The 18,379-nt window shown below is 38.7% G+C and carries 20 protein-coding genes and 1 riboswitch; of the genes, 19 read left to right on the top strand and 1 reads right to left on the bottom strand.

Going from position 1 to position 18,379, the window contains the following annotated elements; translation table 11 throughout:
* The first annotated feature begins 78 nt into the window (after positions 1-78).
* The 17 genes from M3600_RS02990 (at position 79) to yunB (ending at position 15,328) form a co-directional block, all read left to right on the top strand.
* Complete coding sequence (locus tag M3600_RS02990; RefSeq protein ID WP_233316508.1) at positions 79-426, top strand: toprim domain-containing protein; 348 nt, start codon at positions 79-81, stop codon at positions 424-426.
* A gap of 2 nt (positions 427-428) precedes the next feature.
* Positions 429-737 carry a thioredoxin family protein gene (locus M3600_RS02985; RefSeq protein WP_251644708.1) on the top strand — a complete coding sequence of 103 codons (309 nt, stop codon included), beginning with the start codon at positions 429-431 and terminating at the stop codon, positions 735-737.
* A 139-nt stretch (positions 738-876) separates the two neighbouring features.
* The gene (locus M3600_RS02980; protein WP_233316506.1) at positions 877-1,230 is read left to right on the top strand and encodes a hypothetical protein; all 354 of its coding nucleotides are present in this window, start codon (positions 877-879) and stop codon (positions 1,228-1,230) included.
* 293 nt (positions 1,231-1,523) lie between these two features.
* Positions 1,524-1,627: riboswitch (SAM riboswitch) on the top strand.
* A 153-nt stretch (positions 1,628-1,780) separates the two neighbouring features.
* Positions 1,781-2,803, top strand: a complete 1,023-nt coding sequence (locus M3600_RS02975) for a methionine ABC transporter ATP-binding protein (RefSeq protein ID WP_233316505.1) — start codon at positions 1,781-1,783, stop codon at positions 2,801-2,803.
* On the top strand, positions 2,800-3,465 hold the full coding sequence (locus tag M3600_RS02970) for a methionine ABC transporter permease (RefSeq protein ID WP_233316504.1): 666 nt from the start codon (positions 2,800-2,802) through the stop codon (positions 3,463-3,465). Before M3600_RS02975 ends, M3600_RS02970 begins: the two co-directional genes overlap by 4 nt.
* 87 nt (positions 3,466-3,552) lie before the next feature.
* Complete coding sequence (gene metQ, locus M3600_RS02965; RefSeq protein ID WP_237941851.1) at positions 3,553-4,389, top strand: methionine ABC transporter substrate-binding lipoprotein MetQ; 837 nt, start codon at positions 3,553-3,555, stop codon at positions 4,387-4,389.
* 134 nt (positions 4,390-4,523) lie between these two features.
* Positions 4,524-4,889 carry a carboxymuconolactone decarboxylase family protein gene (locus M3600_RS02960; protein WP_233316625.1) on the top strand — a complete coding sequence of 122 codons (366 nt, stop codon included), beginning with the start codon at positions 4,524-4,526 and terminating at the stop codon, positions 4,887-4,889.
* 360 nt (positions 4,890-5,249) lie between these two features.
* Positions 5,250-6,035, top strand: coding sequence for a Fe-S cluster assembly ATPase SufC (sufC, locus tag M3600_RS02955; RefSeq protein WP_233316502.1), 786 nt, complete (start codon positions 5,250-5,252; stop codon positions 6,033-6,035).
* Positions 6,036-6,054: 19 nt separating this feature from the next.
* Positions 6,055-7,362 (top strand): Fe-S cluster assembly protein SufD, encoded by a 1,308-nt coding sequence (gene sufD / locus M3600_RS02950; RefSeq protein ID WP_251644707.1) that lies wholly within the window; start codon positions 6,055-6,057, stop codon positions 7,360-7,362.
* Positions 7,362-8,591: a cysteine desulfurase gene (locus M3600_RS02945; RefSeq protein ID WP_233316500.1), complete on the top strand. Its 1,230-nt coding sequence runs from the start codon at positions 7,362-7,364 to the stop codon at positions 8,589-8,591. The genes sufD and M3600_RS02945 overlap by 1 nt, the downstream gene beginning before the upstream one ends.
* Entirely contained in the window at positions 8,581-9,015 is a 435-nt protein-coding gene (gene sufU, locus M3600_RS02940) for a Fe-S cluster assembly sulfur transfer protein SufU (RefSeq protein ID WP_233316499.1), read from the top strand. Before M3600_RS02945 ends, sufU begins: the two co-directional genes overlap by 11 nt.
* A 54-nt stretch (positions 9,016-9,069) precedes the next feature.
* Positions 9,070-10,467 (top strand): Fe-S cluster assembly protein SufB, encoded by a 1,398-nt coding sequence (sufB, locus tag M3600_RS02935; RefSeq protein WP_233316498.1) that lies wholly within the window; start codon positions 9,070-9,072, stop codon positions 10,465-10,467.
* Between the two features lie 182 nt (positions 10,468-10,649).
* Complete coding sequence (locus tag M3600_RS02930) at positions 10,650-11,495, top strand: DUF72 domain-containing protein (protein ID WP_233316497.1); 846 nt, start codon at positions 10,650-10,652, stop codon at positions 11,493-11,495.
* Between the two features lie 44 nt (positions 11,496-11,539).
* Positions 11,540-12,898, top strand: coding sequence for a bifunctional metallophosphatase/5'-nucleotidase (locus M3600_RS02925; RefSeq protein ID WP_251644706.1), 1,359 nt, complete (start codon positions 11,540-11,542; stop codon positions 12,896-12,898).
* A gap of 82 nt (positions 12,899-12,980) precedes the next feature.
* The gene (locus M3600_RS02920; RefSeq protein WP_233316495.1) at positions 12,981-13,283 is read left to right on the top strand and encodes a YunC family protein; all 303 of its coding nucleotides are present in this window, start codon (positions 12,981-12,983) and stop codon (positions 13,281-13,283) included.
* Between the two features lie 124 nt (positions 13,284-13,407).
* A complete protein-coding gene (locus M3600_RS02915) occupies positions 13,408-14,493 on the top strand; it encodes an HD-GYP domain-containing protein (protein WP_251644705.1) in 1,086 nt (361 codons plus the stop codon).
* An 88-nt stretch (positions 14,494-14,581) separates the two neighbouring features.
* A complete protein-coding gene (gene yunB / locus M3600_RS02910) occupies positions 14,582-15,328 on the top strand; it encodes a sporulation protein YunB (protein ID WP_233316493.1) in 747 nt (248 codons plus the stop codon).
* 50 nt (positions 15,329-15,378) lie between these two features.
* Here the strand turns inward: yunB and M3600_RS02905 are convergent, their stop codons facing one another.
* Positions 15,379-16,380 carry a M23 family metallopeptidase gene (locus M3600_RS02905; RefSeq protein WP_233316492.1) on the bottom strand — a complete coding sequence of 334 codons (1,002 nt, stop codon included), beginning with the start codon at positions 16,378-16,380 and terminating at the stop codon, positions 15,379-15,381.
* Positions 16,381-16,702: 322 nt separating this feature from the next.
* Between M3600_RS02905 and lipA the strand changes: the two genes are divergently transcribed.
* Both lipA and M3600_RS02895 read left to right on the top strand, forming a co-directional pair.
* Complete coding sequence (gene lipA / locus M3600_RS02900) at positions 16,703-17,617, top strand: lipoyl synthase (protein WP_237941848.1); 915 nt, start codon at positions 16,703-16,705, stop codon at positions 17,615-17,617.
* Between the two features lie 300 nt (positions 17,618-17,917).
* The gene (locus M3600_RS02895; protein WP_233316490.1) at positions 17,918-18,196 is read left to right on the top strand and encodes a YutD family protein; all 279 of its coding nucleotides are present in this window, start codon (positions 17,918-17,920) and stop codon (positions 18,194-18,196) included.
* Positions 18,197-18,379 lie beyond the last annotated feature (183 nt).

Below are 18,379 nucleotides of genomic sequence, written 5' to 3'. Positions count from 1 at the left end.
ATATGTTAAAGTATTACATAATATAACTTGCAAGATGCGGGGATACTAGCTGCAAAAATAATACTTCAGGTGATTATAATGGAAAAAATTATTATTGTCGAAGGTACATCAGATAAGCGGAAAGTAAAGGATATTGTAAGAGAACCAGTAGATATTATTTGTACGAATGGCACAATCGGGATTTCGAAATTAGATGATCTTATTGAAGACTTATTTGACAAGGATGTTTATATTCTTGTTGATGCAGATGCATCTGGAGAAAAAATCAGAAAGCTCTTCAGAAAGGAATTGCCAGAAGCAGAGCATATATATATTGATAAAATGTATCGGGAAGTTGCAAGTGCGCCTGAACATCATATTGCGGCTGCATTGCTGCAGGCGAATATAGATATCTACCCTAAATTTTTAGATATGAGGATGAGATAGTCATGATTGAATGCACAGAAGACGGACTGCGGTCTGCCTTAAAGGAGCGGGAAAGGGAGCCGTTCTTTCTTTACTTATACACACCGATGTGCGGAACATGCATGGTGGCGAGCAAAATGCTTACTGTTGTTGAAGCAATGAACAATAATGTATCGATAGGGAAAATGGATTTGAACTATGCACCTCAGTTAGCAGAGGAGTATAAAATAGAAAGTGTACCCTGCCTGTTAATTTTTCAGGAGGGACAATTAACAGAAAAAATCTACCGTTTCGAATCAGTGCCACATTTATTAGAGAAAATGTCTTCCTAACAAGTATTCCATTCGACAAGATTTTTTGTATTTCCCGGGAAATGGTGAAACATGTCTAAAAGTATTTAGGTGTTTTTAGAGGGAATAATGGGAGAAAACAGAATTACCTACTATATGAAAATATAGAGGGTGTGAAGCAATGGGGCATATTTTCAATCAGTTAGTGAAAAATTTGAATCAAAGTCATGTCATAAAACCGCTGCTTAGAAGAGAAGCTTTTATTATTAAGGTTGAAAGCGGAGAAAGCAGCTTTTATTTAGAATTAAAGAATGGTGTTTTTACCGTACTGCCTACTGCTGATAACCACACTATTTTATTAAAAGGCAGCCGAAACTCCATTGAAGACGTTTTTGAAGGCAGAGTGCTGCTCCGACGTGCGAAGAAAGAGCAGGATGTGGAAGTTCATTCATCTTTGAGAAAACTGTTGCTATTAGAATCACTGTTTCACCTAGTGAATGTTAATGAACAAGCTTGGTGTAAAAGCTGCTCTTAACCAAAAACTTCCTTAATTTAAAGGAAGTTTTTATTTTGAAATAATGTTAATTAATTGTAAGTGTTTCCAAGGATTATCGTCGAGTAAGACTTTTGAGTGGGATATTGACAGTATTTTTAGAAAAGTTAACCATATATATTATTGTTAGAAAATATTACAATAAATAAACATATAATTCAGAAAAAACACTATATTAGGAACTTAAAAAAAATGATTGACACCTTCTGTTTTCCCATGTTACATTACGACTATCAAATTTATTCAGCAAACTTATTATAACTATATATTCTATACTCTTATCGAGAGAGGTGGAGGGATGTGCCCTATGAAGCCCGGCAACCGTCAAAGTATGACATGGTGCCAATTCACACAAAGCAATTGCTTTGACAGATGAGAGGAAGGTTAAATCATAATGCCTTTCTGCTCATTTTATATAAGCAGGAAGGCTTTTTTTGTACCCAAAGTATGGATTAGACAATTCCGTAAAACACTATTTACGATAATAAGTAGATGGAACTTTTGATAAGACAGCAAAGTAGGTGAGTAAGACATGATTAATATTCAAAAGGTCAAAAAAATATATCCTTCGAAAAAAGGAAAAGTGACTGCAGTAGACAGTGTAGACTTAACGATAGATAAAGGAGAAATCTTTGGAGTTATCGGTTACAGCGGCGCAGGAAAAAGTACATTAATCCGCATGCTTAACGGTCTTGAAATTCCTTCAGAGGGCACAGTTTCTGTTGCAGGATATGAGGTTTCCAAAATAAAGGGCAGCAAGCTGAGACAGGCTCGTCAGGAAATCAGCATGATATTCCAACATTTTAATCTCCTCTGGTCCCGTACAGTTAAACAGAATATCAGCTTTCCGTTAGAAATTGCTGGTGTAGGAAAAGCAGAGCGTGAGAAAAAGGTATTGGAGCTGATTAAGCTTGTCGGTCTTGAAGGCAGAGAAGATGCTTATCCATCCCAATTGAGCGGTGGGCAAAAGCAGCGTGTCGGCATTGCGAGAGCACTTGCAAGTGATCCGAAGGTTCTGCTTTGTGATGAAGCAACATCCGCTCTTGATCCGCAAACGACAGATGCGATCTTGGATTTGCTTGTAGATATCAATAAACGATTAGGTCTTACGATTGTGCTGATTACGCATGAAATGCATGTTATCCGCAAAATTTGTCATCGTGTCGCAGTGATGGAAGGCGGCCGAGTGGTAGAAACAGGACCTGTCATCGATGTGTTCAAGCAGCCGGAACAAAACATCACAAAAAGATTTGTACAGCAAGTAATCGAGCCGGATGATGCTAAAGATACTATCGAGCATCTTGTTGCGAACTATTCAACAGGCAAAATCATCATGCTTGGATTTGTTGGCGAAAGCGCAGAAAAGCCGATTATTACACAGCTGATTCGTTCATTTGAAATAACAGTAAACATCATTCAAGGAAAAATTTCACCAACTCAAAATGGTTCATACGGAACATTGTATATCCATTTGGATGGTCAAGAAGAAGAAGTTGGCAAAGCACTGCAATTTCTTCAATCACAAGAAATTAGTGTGGAGGTGATTGAAGGATGACACAATTATTTCCGAATGTAGATTGGGAGAAAATGTGGACAGCAACAGTAGAAACGCTCTACATGACTGGATACTCAATCGTTATCACATTTGTATTAGGGTTAGTTTTAGGGATTACATTGTTTTTGACAGCGAAAGGGAATATGTGGAGCAATGTGGTCATCAATAAAATCATCAGTGCTATCGTTAATATTTTTCGCTCTATTCCGTTCATCATTTTAATCGTTTTGCTTATTCCATTCACTAAGCTGCTAGTCGGCAGCATGATAGGAGCAGATGCTGCCCTGCCAGCATTGATTATCGGCGCAGCACCATTCTATGCAAGACTTGTTGAAATTGGTTTGAGAGAAGTGGACAAGGGTGTAATTGAAGCAGCTAAGGCTATGGGAGCAAAACCGATGACAATTATCGCAAAGGTCTTAATCCCAGAATCATTGCCAGCATTAGTTTCCGGGATTACTGTAACGGCCATTGCCCTTGTTGGTTCTACTGCAATGGCAGGTGTTATCGGTGCAGGCGGATTAGGAAATCTTGCTTATCTGGAAGGGTTCCAGCGAAGCAGATCTGATGTAACTTTGATTGCGACAATTATCATCTTGATTATCGTGTTCGTCATCCAATTTATTGGTGACATAATCACATCGAAAATTGATAAAAGATAATGTTATTTTCTTGATTTTCTTTCCTGCTGTATATGTGGGCGGAAATCATGCAAGATAAATAAAAAAACAAAAAGAGGGGTAAAACGCATGAAGAAATTATTATCATTACTATTTGCACTAGCTTTAGTGTTGGCTTTAGCGGCTTGCGGTTCATCTAAAGATGAAGATTCATCATCAGGCAGCGACGATAAAAAAGAATTAGTAGTTGGAGCTTCAAACGTTCCGCATGCTGAAATTTTGGAAAAAGCAAAACCAATCCTGGCTGACAAAGGTATTGACTTAAAAATTGAAGTATTCCAAGACTATATCTTGCCAAACAAAGCTTTAGAATCTAAAGAATTAGATGCAAACTATTTCCAACATATTCCTTACCTTGAAAATCAAATTAAAGAAAACGGCTATGACTTTGTCAGCGCTGGAGCAATCCACATTGAACCTATGGCTGTTTACTCTAAAAAATACAAAAGCTTAGATGAACTTCCAGATGGCGGAACAGTAATTTTCTCTAACTCTGTGGCAGAACAAGGCCGTGTGCTTTCACTATTGGAAAAAGGCGGTTTAATCAAGCTTAAAGATGGCGTAGATAAAGTAAGCGCAACGGTTGACGATATTGCAGAAAACCCAAAAAATATTAAATTCAAACCTGATTATGAGCCATCATTGTTGCCGCAAATCTTCAACAACAACGAAGGTGACGCTGTTGTAATCAATGCTAACTATGCATTGGACACTGGCCTAAACCCAGTTGAAGATTCCATTGAAATTGAAGGCAGCGAGTCTCCATATGCAAACATCATCACAGTTCGCAAAGAAGACGAAAATAAAGAAGAAATTAAAACACTTGTTGAAGTATTACAATCTAAAGAAATTCAAGATTTCATCAACGAAGAATATAAAGGTGCAGTTATCCCTGTATCTGAATAATACGCAGAAACGCTCTTATCTCTAAAGAGCGTTTCTTTATTTTAAGGAATAAGAATTACTTCATTTATCAATACTAAGTTTGCGATTCACATTGCAATTTAGTGCTAACTTTTGAAAAATGGAGGCTATGATTGATGGATATGCAAACACATGGTTCAATAGGAAATGCAATTCACCACTATAAAGAAGGATTAGGAACATTTACGAAAAAAATGCCTGAGCTTGCTGAATTATTTAATGCATATACGGAGAAATGCTTCCAAGAAGGACATTTATCGCAAAAGGAAAAGCAGCTTATCGCATTAGGAATTAGCTTGTATTCTCAAGATGAATACTGCATTATCTATCACGTAAAAGGCTGCATCGACCAAGGCGCTACAGAAGCAGAAATCCTCGAAGCAATTGGTGTCACTGCTGCTTTCGGAGGCGGAGCTGTTATGAGTCAGGCTGTTACATTGGTGCAAGAAGCAATGGCAGAATTTACATCAATCCAGCAATAAGCATGAAGATACGCAGGAAGTAAGGAGCCGGGGGTTAGCGTTAAGCGTCTTCCGGCTCCTTCTTCATGATGTGTTTTTTTGGAATATATAATAAGGAAGGAAATTGTTTTTACTACTCAAGTTTGACAGTGAAAAAATTACAATAATTCCCTCTAGTGTACTACAGCAAAATGAAAAAATCGCCATATTTTAAAAAATACATAATATTTGGTATTATTATGTGTAATGAACAAATAAGTTTGGGGCTACAAAGGTTGCCATTAGATTTTATTTGTTATAAGATTAGAATGATAATAAATTGATAATGAAGTTTCGACAATTTTGTGAACAAAACTTCTTTTACTGTGGAGGTATTAAATAATGGGTCAATCTAAATTAGTAATTAATGACTTACATGTAGCAATTGATGAGAAAGAAATTATCAAGGGTTTAAACCTTGAGGTTAAAGGCGGAGAAATCCATGCAATCATGGGACCAAATGGTACAGGTAAATCAACTCTTTCTTCTGCAATCATGGGACATCCTAAGTATGAAGTAACAAGCGGAAGTGTTCAGCTTGATGACGAAGATGTATTGGAAATGGAAGTAGACGAACGCGCCCGTGCTGGCCTTTTCTTGGCAATGCAATACCCAAGTGAAATCAGCGGTGTCACAAATGCTGACTTCTTGCGTTCTGCCCTAAACAGCAGATTAGGAGAAGGAAACGAAATTTCATTGATGAAATTCATCCGTAAAATGGACAGCAATATGGAATTCTTGGAAATGGATCAAGATATGGCACAAAGATATTTGAATGAAGGTTTCTCTGGCGGTGAAAAGAAACGTAATGAGATTCTTCAATTGATGATGCTTGAGCCGAAAATTGCAATCTTGGATGAAATCGATTCTGGTTTGGATATCGATGCATTGAAAGTCGTTTCTAAAGGTATCAACCAAATGCGCGGCGAAGACTTCGGTTGCTTAATTATTACGCATTACCAAAGATTATTGAACTACATTACACCTGATTTTGTCCATGTTATGATGCAAGGCCGCATCGTTAAGTCTGGCGGACCTGAACTAGCTGCACGCCTTGAAGCAGAAGGTTACGATTGGATTAAGCAAGAGCTTGGCATTGAAGACGAAACAGTTGAACAAGAAGCGTAATAGTTAGGAGGACCCGACCATGACAACGGAAATTAAATTACCATTTGATCAGGAATACATCACTTCCTTTTCAAAAGATATGGGTGAACCAGCTTGGTTAACAGAATTGCGTGTGAAAGCATTGGAATTGGCTGAAGACTTGCCGATGCCAAAGCCGGACAAAACAAACATCAAGAACTGGAACTTCACTCAAATAGATAAACATATCGTGAGCAGCCAGGACTTCGACAGTGTAAACGACCTTCCAGAAGAAGCAAAAGCATTGATCGACCTGGAAAACAATAAAACTCTTTATATACAACGCAACAACCGCCCTACTTTTATAGCTGTTTCTAACGAGCTTAAGAAAAAAGGCGTAATCTTTACAGATATTTTCACAGCAGCTAGAGAACACGGTGACCTGTTGCAAAAATATTTCATGAAGGATGCAGTGAAGATTGATGAGCATAAATTAACTGCCTTGCATGCAGCATTGATGAACGGCGGAGTATTCCTGTATATTCCGAAAAATGTCGTGGTTGAAGAACCGATTCAATCAATCTTCCTTCATGATGATGAGGAAACAAACTTGTTTAACCATGTATTGGTTGTGGCAGAAGATAATAGCTCTGTTGTTTATGTGGAAAACTATCTTTCTGTTGCAGAGCCGAAAGAAGCAGTTTTCAACATCATTACAGAGGTTGTAGCAAATGCTAATTCAAGAGTGCAATACGGTGCTGTAGACAACTTGGCAACAGGTGTTACAACATATGTTAACAGACGTGGAGTAGCTAATCGTGATGCGAAGATTGAATGGGCATTAGGCTTCATGAACGATGGAAACACAATCAGTGAAAACACAACAAACCTAATGGGCGATGGTTCATTTGGTGATACGAAATCAGTTGTTGTTGGCCGCGGTGAGCAAAAGCAAAACTTTACAACGAAGGTTGTACACTTCGGTAAAAGCTCAGAAGGCTATATCTTAAAACATGGTGTTATGAAGGATAGTGCTTCTTCTATCTTCAACGGTATCGGAAAAATCGAGCATGGTGCTACAAAAGCTAATGCCGAGCAAGAATCACGTGTCCTTATGCTAAGTGAAAAGGCTCGTGGTGATGCAAACCCGATCCTGCTTATTGATGAAGATGATGTAACAGCAGGGCATGCTGCTTCTGTCGGAAGAGTAGATCCATTGCAGCTTTACTACTTGATGAGCCGCGGTATTCCAAAACATGAGGCAGAAAGACTTGTTATTCATGGCTTCTTGGCTCCTGTAGTGGAACAGCTTCCAATTGAAGGGGTTAAAAAGCAATTGGTTGAGGTAATTGAAAGGAAAGTAAAATAATGAATATCAAAGATGTTCGTCCATACTTCCCAATATTAAACCAAGAAGTCAACGGTCATCCTTTGGTGTATTTAGACAGTGCTGCAACCTCGCAAAAGCCGGTGCAAGTAATTGAAGCATTAGAAAAGTATTACAGAGAATATAATTCCAACGTCCATCGTGGTGTCCATACACTTGGGACAAGAGCTACTGATGGTTATGAAGGAGCAAGAGAAAAGGTCAAGAACTTTATCAATGCGACATCTACAGAGGAAATTATTTTCACGAGAGGTACGACTACTGCCCTTAATACGGTTGCACAAAGTTATGCGATGGAAAACCTAAAGGAGGGTGACGAAATTGTCATCTCTCCGATGGAGCATCACAGTAATATCATTCCATGGCAGCAAGTGGCCAAAAGAACAGGAGCTGTTCTGAAGTACTTGCCACTTCAAGCGGATGGCACGATCAGCTTAGCCGACGTGGAGGAAACAATTACAGATTCAACTAAGCTTGTTTCTGTGACATATGTGTCCAATGTTCTTGGCATCATCAACCCAGTGAAGGAAATAGGGGCAATTGCTCACAAACATGGTGCTGTGCTTGTCGTAGATGCTGCTCAAGCTGCTCCTCACTTAAAGGTGGATGTTCAAGATATTGACTGTGACTTTCTCGGCTTCTCTGGCCATAAGATGTGCGGTCCGACAGGGATCGGTGTTTTATATGGCAAAAAGCATTTGCTTGAGAACATGGAACCAATCGAATTTGGCGGCGAGATGATTGATTTTGTCGGCTTGTATGAATCTTCATGGAAGGAGCTTCCATGGAAGTTTGAAGCAGGCACGCCAATCATTGCTGGCGCTATTGGTCTAGGAGCAGCAATTGACTTTTTAGAAGAGATTGGTCTTGATAATATTACAGAGCATGAGCATAAACTTGCTGCATACGCAATGGAGAGAATGTCTACAGTAGAGGGTCTGACAATATACGGTCCAAAAAGTGCCGAAAACAGAGCAGGTGTCATTACATTTAATATTGAGGATGTCCATCCTCATGATGTGGCGACAGTGCTTGATGCAGAAGGTATTGCTGTAAGGGCAGGCCACCACTGTGCACAGCCGTTGATGAAATGGCTGAACGTTTCTGCAACAGCAAGGGCGAGCTTCTACCTCTATAATTCCGAAGATGATATTGATAAGTTTGTTGACGGAATTGTTAAAACAAAGGAGTATTTCAGCGATGTCTTTTAATAATTTAGATACACTTTACAGAAGTGTCATTATGGATCACTATAAAAATCCCCGGAATAAAGGGATTTTAGAAGGCAGTCTGACGGTTAACATGAATAATCCGACATGCGGTGACCGAATCCTGCTGACACTGCAAGTGGAGGACGGCATTGTTAAAGACGCAAAGTTTGATGGAGAAGGCTGTTCCATCAGCATGTCATCAGCTTCAATGATGACACAAGCGATTAAAGGAAAAAAAGTAGAAGAAGCATTTGAGCTTTCTAATACTTTCTCCGAAATGATGCAGGGAAAAGACTATAGTGAAGATATAGATTTAGGGGATATTGAAGCGCTTCAGGGCGTCTGCAAATTCCCGGCTAGGATTAAATGTGCAACACTGGCATGGAAAGCGATGGAAAAGGGCTTCAACGAAGGTCTTAACTAATTGCAGTCTTTTTAGTCCCATCTTAGGAGTTGCATTAGAATGGAGGAAAACGAAATGGCAAAAAAAGCACCCGATATTGGGGATTATAAATATGGATTTTCAGACAAAGACGTTTCCATCTTTCGTTCTAAGCGTGGATTAACGAAAGAAATCGTTGAAGAAATTTCAAAAATGAAGGAAGAGCCGCAGTGGATGCTTGACTTCCGCTTGAAGTCTCTAGAGCATTTCTACAATATGCCAATGCCTCAATGGGGCGGAGATTTGGCTTCATTGAATTTTGATGAAATCACTTATTACGTAAAACCATCTGAAAAGACAGAACGTTCTTGGGATGAAGTTCCAGAAGAAATCAAGCAAACTTTCGATAAGCTTGGTATTCCAGAAGCGGAACAGAAATATCTTGCAGGTGTTTCTGCTCAGTATGAATCTGAAGTTGTTTACCACAACATGCAAGAAGACTTGGAGAATATGGGAATTGTCTTTAAGGATACAGACTCAGCATTGAAAGAAAATGAAGATATCTTCCGTGAGCACTGGGCAACTGTAATTCCTCCAACTGACAATAAGTTTGCTGCATTGAATTCAGCTGTATGGTCTGGTGGTTCCTTCATCTATGTACCAAAAGGAATCAAAGTAGATACGCCGTTGCAAGCGTATTTCCGTATTAACTCAGAAAATATGGGTCAATTCGAAAGAACATTGATCATCGTTGATGAAGGGGCACATGTTCATTATGTAGAGGGCTGTACAGCTCCTGTATATACAACAAACTCTCTTCACAGTGCAGTAGTAGAAATAATCATCAAAAAAGATGCTTATTGCCGTTATACTACTATCCAAAACTGGGCAAACAACGTATACAACCTTGTTACAAAAAGAGCTGTATGTGATGCAAATGCTACAATGGAATGGATTGACGGTAACATCGGAAGTAAATTGACAATGAAATATCCTGCTGTCATCTTGAAAGGTGAAGGAGCAAGAGGAATGACATTGTCTATCGCACTTGCAGGTAAAGGTCAGCACCAAGATGCTGGTGCAAAAATGATTCACTTAGCACCAAACACTTCGTCAACAATTGTTTCAAAATCTATTTCGAAACAAGGCGGAAAAGTAACATACCGCGGTATTGTACACTTTGGCCGTAAAGCAGACGGAGCACGTGCTAATATCGAGTGTGACACATTAATAATGGATAATAAATCTACATCAGATACTATCCCTTACAATGAAATATTAAATGATAATATTTCACTTGAGCATGAAGCGAAGGTTTCTAAAGTTTCAGAAGAGCAGTTATTCTACTTGATGAGCAGAGGTATCTCAGAAGAGGAAGCTACTGAAATGATCGTAATGGGCTTCATTGAGCCATTCACTAAAGAGCTACCAATGGAATATGCCGTTGAGATGAACCGCCTAATCAAGTTTGAAATGGAAGGCTCCATCGGTTAATGTAAAAAAATTCGTATCTAGTTTAGATACGAATTTTTTTTATAAAAAGCAAAGTTACGATTGGGTATGTTAAGATAATAATATTAGAAACCTGTATAAACAGAAAATTAAAAGCGGTAAATAGGTCATTAGCTCTAGGAACTTTTACCGTTTTCGTACATAATGTTAGTAGAGGTGGTCATTTGATTCAGATTGGTTTAACTGGATGGGGCGACCATGATTCTTTGTATGGCTCCCATGTTTCTCCGCGAAATAAACTGCAGGAATATGCAAGCTATTTCCCGACAGTTGAAGTAGACTCTTCTTTTTATGCTATACAGCCAATAAAGAATGCGCAAAGATGGACAGCTACAACACCAGAGGCTTTTCAATTTATTGTAAAGGCATATCAGGGCATGACTGGCCATCAAAGAGGAGAGCTTCCATTTGCAACGAAGGAAGAAATGTTTGATGCGTTTATTGAATCTATTTCACCATATATTGAAAATAATAAGCTGAGTATGGTGCTTTTCCAATTTCCTCCATGGTTTGACTGCACAAAGGCGCATGTGGATTATTTAAGGGTATGCAAAGCGAAGATGAAGGACATCCCTTGTGCACTAGAATTTCGACATCAATCATGGTTTGATGAGAAATTTAGAGAGCAAACACTTGCCTTTATGCAGGAAGAAAATTGGATTCATAGCATCTGTGATGAACCCCAGGTAATGCCAGGATCCATTCCTGCTATCCTAGAAACTGTCCGAACCGATAAGGTGCTTATCCGTTTCCATGGCAGGAACTACTACGGCTGGGCACAAAAAAACAATCCAAACTGGAGAGAGGTTCGGTATCTTTACAGATATAATCAGAAGGAATTAGAGGAATGGGCAGAGAATATTAAACGATTACAGAAGCAATGTGAACATGTTTATGTTCTTTTCAACAATAATTCTGGCGGGGATGCTGCAGACAATGCACTGCAGTTAATGAAAATACTTGGCATTGAATATAGAAATCTTGCACCTAGACAACTGGATTTGTTTTAACATCTTAGTTCTAGAATCTTTTAATACGATAGGCAGGCGAAACAATGGAAAATATCCATATATATCATACTAATGATTTGCACAGTCATTTTGAGAACTGGCCTAGAATCAAGGAGCTTTTCCAAAAAAGAAAAAACTGGCATACTGAAGCAGGCGATTCTGTTTTCTTATTTGATATTGGTGACCATTTAGATTTATCTCATCCATACACTGAGGCAACACAAGGAAAAGCGAATGCTACACTGCTGGAGATAGAACAGTTCGATGCAGTAACAATCGGTAATAATGAAGGAATCACACTGCCCTATCATGCACTAGATCAACTTTATCAAGATGCTTCCTACGATGTGATTGTAGCCAATCTCTTTCATAAAAATGGGAGTAGGCCAGATTGGTGCATCCCACATAAGATATATGAAACGAATAAAGGGACACGCATTGGTGTTATTGGTTTGACTGCCTATTTTCACACTTTATATGAATTGCTTGGCTGGAAGCTGACACTTCCTTTTCAGGCTTTAGAGGAACAGCTGGGTTTGTTAAAAGATAAAACAGACATCATTATCGTCTTGTCGCATTTAGGAATTAATGATGACGAGCAGATGGCTGAAAACTATCCGGAAATTGATATAATTTTAGGAGCACATACACACCATATCTTTCATCAAGGAAAACTCATTAATAACAGCCTGTTAGGAGCTGCTGGTAAATATGGACAATTTGCTGGACATATTGAAATAAAATATGATCCTCATGCAAAAAAAGTGCTGGCAAAACAGGCAGAGGTATATGAAACAAGCAAGCTGCCTCCAGCAGAAAACGAAGCGGAATATATTGAGAATCTTTATTTAGAAGGCAAAAAAGCACTTTCTGAGGAAGTGATCTCACTGTCTAAGCAGCTTACGAAACAGGAAACAGCGGGCCTTTTATGTGAGGCAGTGCTTGCATGGTGTAATGCAGATATAGCTATCCTTAATGAAGGTTTGATTCTTGACAATCTAAACAAGGGCCCGGTCAGCTATTTTGACCTTTTAAGCATCTGTCCACATCCTATCAATCCTTGTAATGTTACTTTGTCAGGAGCAGAATTGAAAGAAGTTCTCACAGATATGAAGCAGCCTTCATGGGAAACCCTTCATGTAAAAGGACTAGGGTTTAGAGGAACATTAATGGGCAAAATGATTTCAAGGGGTGTACAGACAAAAACCAATGGTGAAGTTATTACCTATTGGATAGGCGGCAAAGAACTTGACCCGAAAGCAGAATATATTGTAGCAATACCGGATATGTTCACATTCGGCGATTTCTTTCCATCTATATATCGCGCACCAGAAAAACAGTATTTTTTGCCTGAGTTTATGAGAAATATTTTGGCAGAAGCTTTGCAGAGAATGGCCGTTTAGCTGTTAAAAATGGACTTCTTGTAATACACGCCTCTTTCTTTCGCTGAATAGTATATAAGGAAAAAGAGAGGGGTGACATGTCATGGTGGAAGTTTATCCTATTGTGATAGAGGAGCAGACATTCATAGCAGTAAGCGTCCAGCTGCCCAAGACAAACCTGCTTGTAGTAAAAAATGATAAAGGGTATATCATGTGCGGAGCATTGGATGTTGGTTTATTAAATGAAAAATTAAAGGATCGAAAAGTAATTGCCGGGAGGGCTGTCGGTGTAAAGACAATCGAGCAGCTGCTTGATGCCCCGCTGGAATCGATAACTTATGAAGCAGAAAACCTTGGTATTCATAAGGGTATGATAGGTAAGGAAGCATTACTAAAGATGGTGTAGCAGATTGTGCAAGCTTTTTATTAAATCTAAAAGGATGGGAAAACCATTCCCTCCTTTTTATGTCTTTTATGTAATCATGGCACATATTTTCTTATATCAAGTTGACAATAGGAGCTAGTATGGAATGAGATTAGTAAGAACAAAATACCTTTCAGAAGGAGCAATATTAGCGAAACCAATACATAATGAACAGGGAAATATTCTCGTCAACAACGGCGTGAGGCTTGATAAACAATTAATAGAACGATTAGTGCAGTTAGGCGTTGCTTATTTATATATAGATGATAAATTAACCGATGATATCTATCCGGTTGCTCCGATCTCTGATCGGTTAAAGAGAGAGGCAATGCAGACAATTGAAACAAGCTTTAAGGAACTGAAGGGTTCCAGCAGTAAGGAAAAATCCTTCATCATGGAAAAATCAGCTCCTGCTTTTAAGCAGCTTATTGACAAAGTCCTTGAGGAACTAAAAGGACATCAAGAACTGTTTTCTATTATGAGCGATGTGTTTTTGTATGACAATTATATTTTTTCACATAGCTTGAATGTCACTCTTTATTCTTTAGCGTTAGGAATGGAGTTAAAGCTGCCAAGGAAGCAGCTCGAGACTCTCGGTCTTGGTGCGATTCTGCATGATGTCGGCAAGATGGATATTCCATTGGAGATTTTGCTCAAACCTGGAAAGCTGACGTTAGATGAATTTACGGAAATTAAAAAGCATGCAAATGCTGGATTTGATATGCTTAGGAAAGTCCATAATATGCCTTTAATTGTAGCGCACTGTGCTTATCAACATCATGAAAGACTGAATGGATCAGGCTATCCGAGAGGAATTACAGGGGAAGAAATTCATCTGTTCGGCAAGGTCATTGCTGTTGCAGATGTTTTTGATGCGATAACTTCCAATCGTGTTTACAGACAGGCAATGCTTCCGCATGAGGCGTTGGAAGTGCTGTATACAGGGATCGATACACTCTTTGACGCGAAAATTGTCGAAGCATTCCGCAATGCCATCATTCTTTACCCAAATGGAGTAAGTGTTATGTTAAGCAGCGGTGAAAAAGGCATTGTTTCAAGGCAGAACAAAGGATTTAATGAACGTCCTGTCATCCGCGTTATTGAAAAGAATGGAACAGCAATACAACCATATGATCTTGATTTAAAGGAAAACCTTGCAATTACAATTATTGATTGTGAGGCTTTAGGGTAAGCAAAATATCGAATATTCACATGTGGTTTAGCCTTCTACATGTCCCTCTTTCTGCATATACATTAGCATGGGAAGGAGGGATATTTTTTTGCGGAAATTTTATTTTCGTCAAAGGATGACTCGGAAAAAACCGTTGACCTTTCAGCAGACTCTTGTAATTACAGCAGTGTTTTTTATCTTCTCCACCATATTGAGCCTCTGGATTATCAATAATGGCTTAAAGCCTACGCTGGCCTATTATGCACAGTCACAGACAAAGAAGCTGGCAACTTTGGTGATTAATGATGCACTTAAAAGCGAGACAGGAGAAGAAGAGAATAATTTAATGATAGATGGCAATAATTTTGTATTCAATACGGCACAAGTTGTAAAAAAACAACAAGAAATTACGAGCTTAGTACAGGACAACATAAACAGGATGGAAAAGGGCGATATTCCTGCAGCAGCAGAGTTAACGGATATTAAATTAGATAAAGATTTAACTGCAAGAGATGAAGGAATAGTTTATAATGTCCCGATCGGCCAAGCAACAAATAATGCACTGCTCGCAAATCTTGGTCCTGATGTACCAATTAAATTTAATGTTGTCGGCAGTGTTAAATCAGATTTAAAGACAGAGACAGAGAATGTCGGCATTAATTATGTTGTAGTAAAAGCATTCGTGGAGTTAAAGGTAGACATTCAAATTATTATCCCGTTTGCAACAGAGCTGACGACTGTCAAACAAGATATATTAATTGCGATGGCAGGATTTGAAGGAGATGTGCCTGAGTTTTATAATGGAAGCGGGAGCAGTATTCCTGCTGTAGAATTACCGGCAGATAATAAAGAATGAATATTGGCTCAAGGTCCTTTTAAAAGCAGCGGGACACATGAGCCAATATTCTATTTTTTTGCTTTTAATTTAATTCTTTCTTGCCTTTCCCACACTTTTAAATGGGAGAACGGGTCGTAAGACCATTCTGTCTTGCCGTTATCCTTATACATGCCATAGTGCAAATGAGGCGGGAACTTTCCAGAAGTTCCTGGAGGTCCATAGCCTGAACTGCCGACACCGCCGATAAGCATTCCCGGTTCGACAATCATGCCATTATGCACATCCTTCGCAAAACCGCTTAGATGGGCAAAATAATGATAATTGTTATTGATATCGCGGATTCCAATTCTCCAGCCGCCATATCTGTTCCAGCCCTTCATTTCTATGATGCCATAAGATGTTGCCCTGACAGGAACACTGTAGTCGGCAAAAATATCTGTTCCCTCATGTATTCGTTTTCCGCCCCATCCTCGTGCATCTCCCCAAGTACTCCGATAACTGTAATTACTTCTTAACGGAACTGGAAATGCATGATCGTCGAGGTTTAAGCGGCCGAAATGCCGGTAAATGGCAGCTTTACCCATAATAATGCTTACTGTTTTATCTCGTTTGTAATAATCCCAAAGTCCAATTCGGAAGTTATCTTCATCAACGCCAAATTTAAGAATATGATTGGCAAATGTAAATAGCACATCCTCGTCATTTAAAGAGTCTGCTTTTCCATCCCCATTGCCATCGACACCAAGTCCTCCGAAAAAAGCAATGCTTTTAGGATTTGTATCATCACTGTCTGGATTTATGATGCCAGCCCATGTTTCTTTTGGGAAATAGATGCCGGTCAAGCCGGTCGCTTTAGGAAGATCCCTACGTGAAGCTCGTATATTTCGTTCATATTGGTCAACTGCAGCTATATAATACCATGGCAGCTGTGTTACCGCTTCAATCTTTTCATACAGCTCCATCCTTTTATAATATGTATCATCAGCAGAGGATTTATTTTCCGCTGCATGAGATACAATATTAGGCGCCAAAAATGCAAGCAAGACAGCTAAGAAACATATTTTTCGCATCAAATCCCTCCTTCCTAAAACTAGTCGTTTTATTTTGTGTGCAACCAGCAAAATAAATGAATATCAATAAATGGTAATAACCAGCTTGTAGGTGAGATTTGGTTATGTTAAAGTGACATTGGAACAATAACAAGCCTAGTATTTGTGTATAAGATACATCTAAATCATTGTGACATGTGTTGTAGTATAGCTAGCTTTGCAGCATTTTTAAGCTGCTGGCGACACTTGTTTACAAACAGTTGTCTCTTTTTTCGAAATACAAAGAAAAGAGAGGACTAGAAGATACGAGTTCTAAAAAAGGATCACTAGGAGATGAATCGAAATGGCAGAAAGAAAAGACGAATACCAACGAAAACCTGAATGGCTGAAAATCAAACTTAACACGAATGAAAACTACACTGGTTTAAAAAAAATGATGCGAGAAAAAAAGCTGCATACAGTATGTGAAGAAGCAAGATGTCCGAATATTCATGAATGCTGGGCTGTGAGACGAACAGCTACCTTCATGATTTTAGGAGATATTTGTACAAGAGCATGCCGATTCTGTGCAGTTAAAACAGGCTTGCCGACAGAGCTTGACTGGCAAGAGCCGGAAAGAGTTGCTGATTCTGTTTTTAGTATGAACTTAAAGCACGTTGTTATCACAGCTGTCGCAAGAGACGATTTGAAGGATGGCGGTGCAGCTGTTTTTGCTGAAACGGTACGGGCAATCCGCAGGAAAAATCCATTTACTAGCATAGAGGTCCTTCCGTCTGATATGGGAGGAATAGAGGAGAATCTGCGCCAATTAATGGATGCGAAGCCTGATATTATGAACCATAATATTGAGACAGTAGAGCGCCTGACGCCAAGAGTACGTGCACGTGCTAAATATCAAAGATCGCTTGAGTTTTTGAGAAGAGCAAAAGAAATGTATCCTGAGATTCCTACAAAATCAAGCTTGATGATTGGATTAGGGGAAACGAAGGAAGAAATCATTCAAACGATGGATGATTTGCGAGCAAACAACGTTGATATCATGACAATAGGACAATACTTGCAGCCAACAGCAAAGCATCTTAAAGTACAAAAGTATTATCATCCAGATGAATTTAAGGAACTAAAGAAAATTGCTTTAAGCAAAGGCTTCAGTCACTGTGAAGCAGGTCCGCTTGTCCGTTCTTCGTATCATGCGGATGAACAAGTCAGTGAGGCAAAGAAAAACCAAATGCTTTCAGGACAAAAGAAAGAAGCATAATGTAAAGGAACAGAGTAAATCTTGCTGCTATTTAGGAAGCATAGTTTACTCTGTTTTTGTTTTTCCTGAATAATCAGTTATAAATGGAGGGCCTTTCCTATTTCTTGTCATAATTATTATAATTTTTCCTTGCCAGCACTATGTAAATTGTCTATTGTCGGGTTATAATGAAATGGTGAGATATAGTACCTATTAGGTTATATGCACGTTTATCTTAAATAGGACTTATTTAGGATTACATATAAAGTCATACATATATACATATGAAAAAGGAAGCTTCAAAAAAGTGGGGTGAAGGTTTTGGTTTGCATAAATAATCATTGTTATGAACTTATTGAAGAACGAAAAGAGGGCTTCAATGAGGAGGCATTTAAAGGAAGATACAGTGATATTTTAACAAAGTATGATTATATTGTCGGTGATTGGGGCTATGGTCAGCTTAGACTCAGAGGATTTTTTGATGACCAAAATCAGAAATCCAGCTTTGATACAAAAATCAGTACGTTAACAGAATATTTGTATGAATATTGCAATTTCGGATGTCCTTATTTTGTCGTTAAGAAAATAAAAAAACAATAATGTAAGTACAGTGCTGACTCTTTTTGCAGCACTTCTTCATAAATAAGGAAAACGTTTACTAATAAAAATAAATGTTTTTTTTAGAGCTGTTTTGCTATTACTTATCAGGTTTGCTGTATGAGAGGAAATGAAGAGATGGTCCATGTGTATGTCAACAAAATAAAAAGCTTAACGAACTGGGGG

The organism is Niallia sp. MER 6, assembly GCF_023714395.1.
Classification (GTDB): Bacteria; Bacillota; Bacilli; order Bacillales; family Cytobacillaceae; genus Niallia.
Note: the sequence above shows the minus strand (reverse complement) of the source record. Positions and strands in the feature narration are given on the sequence as shown.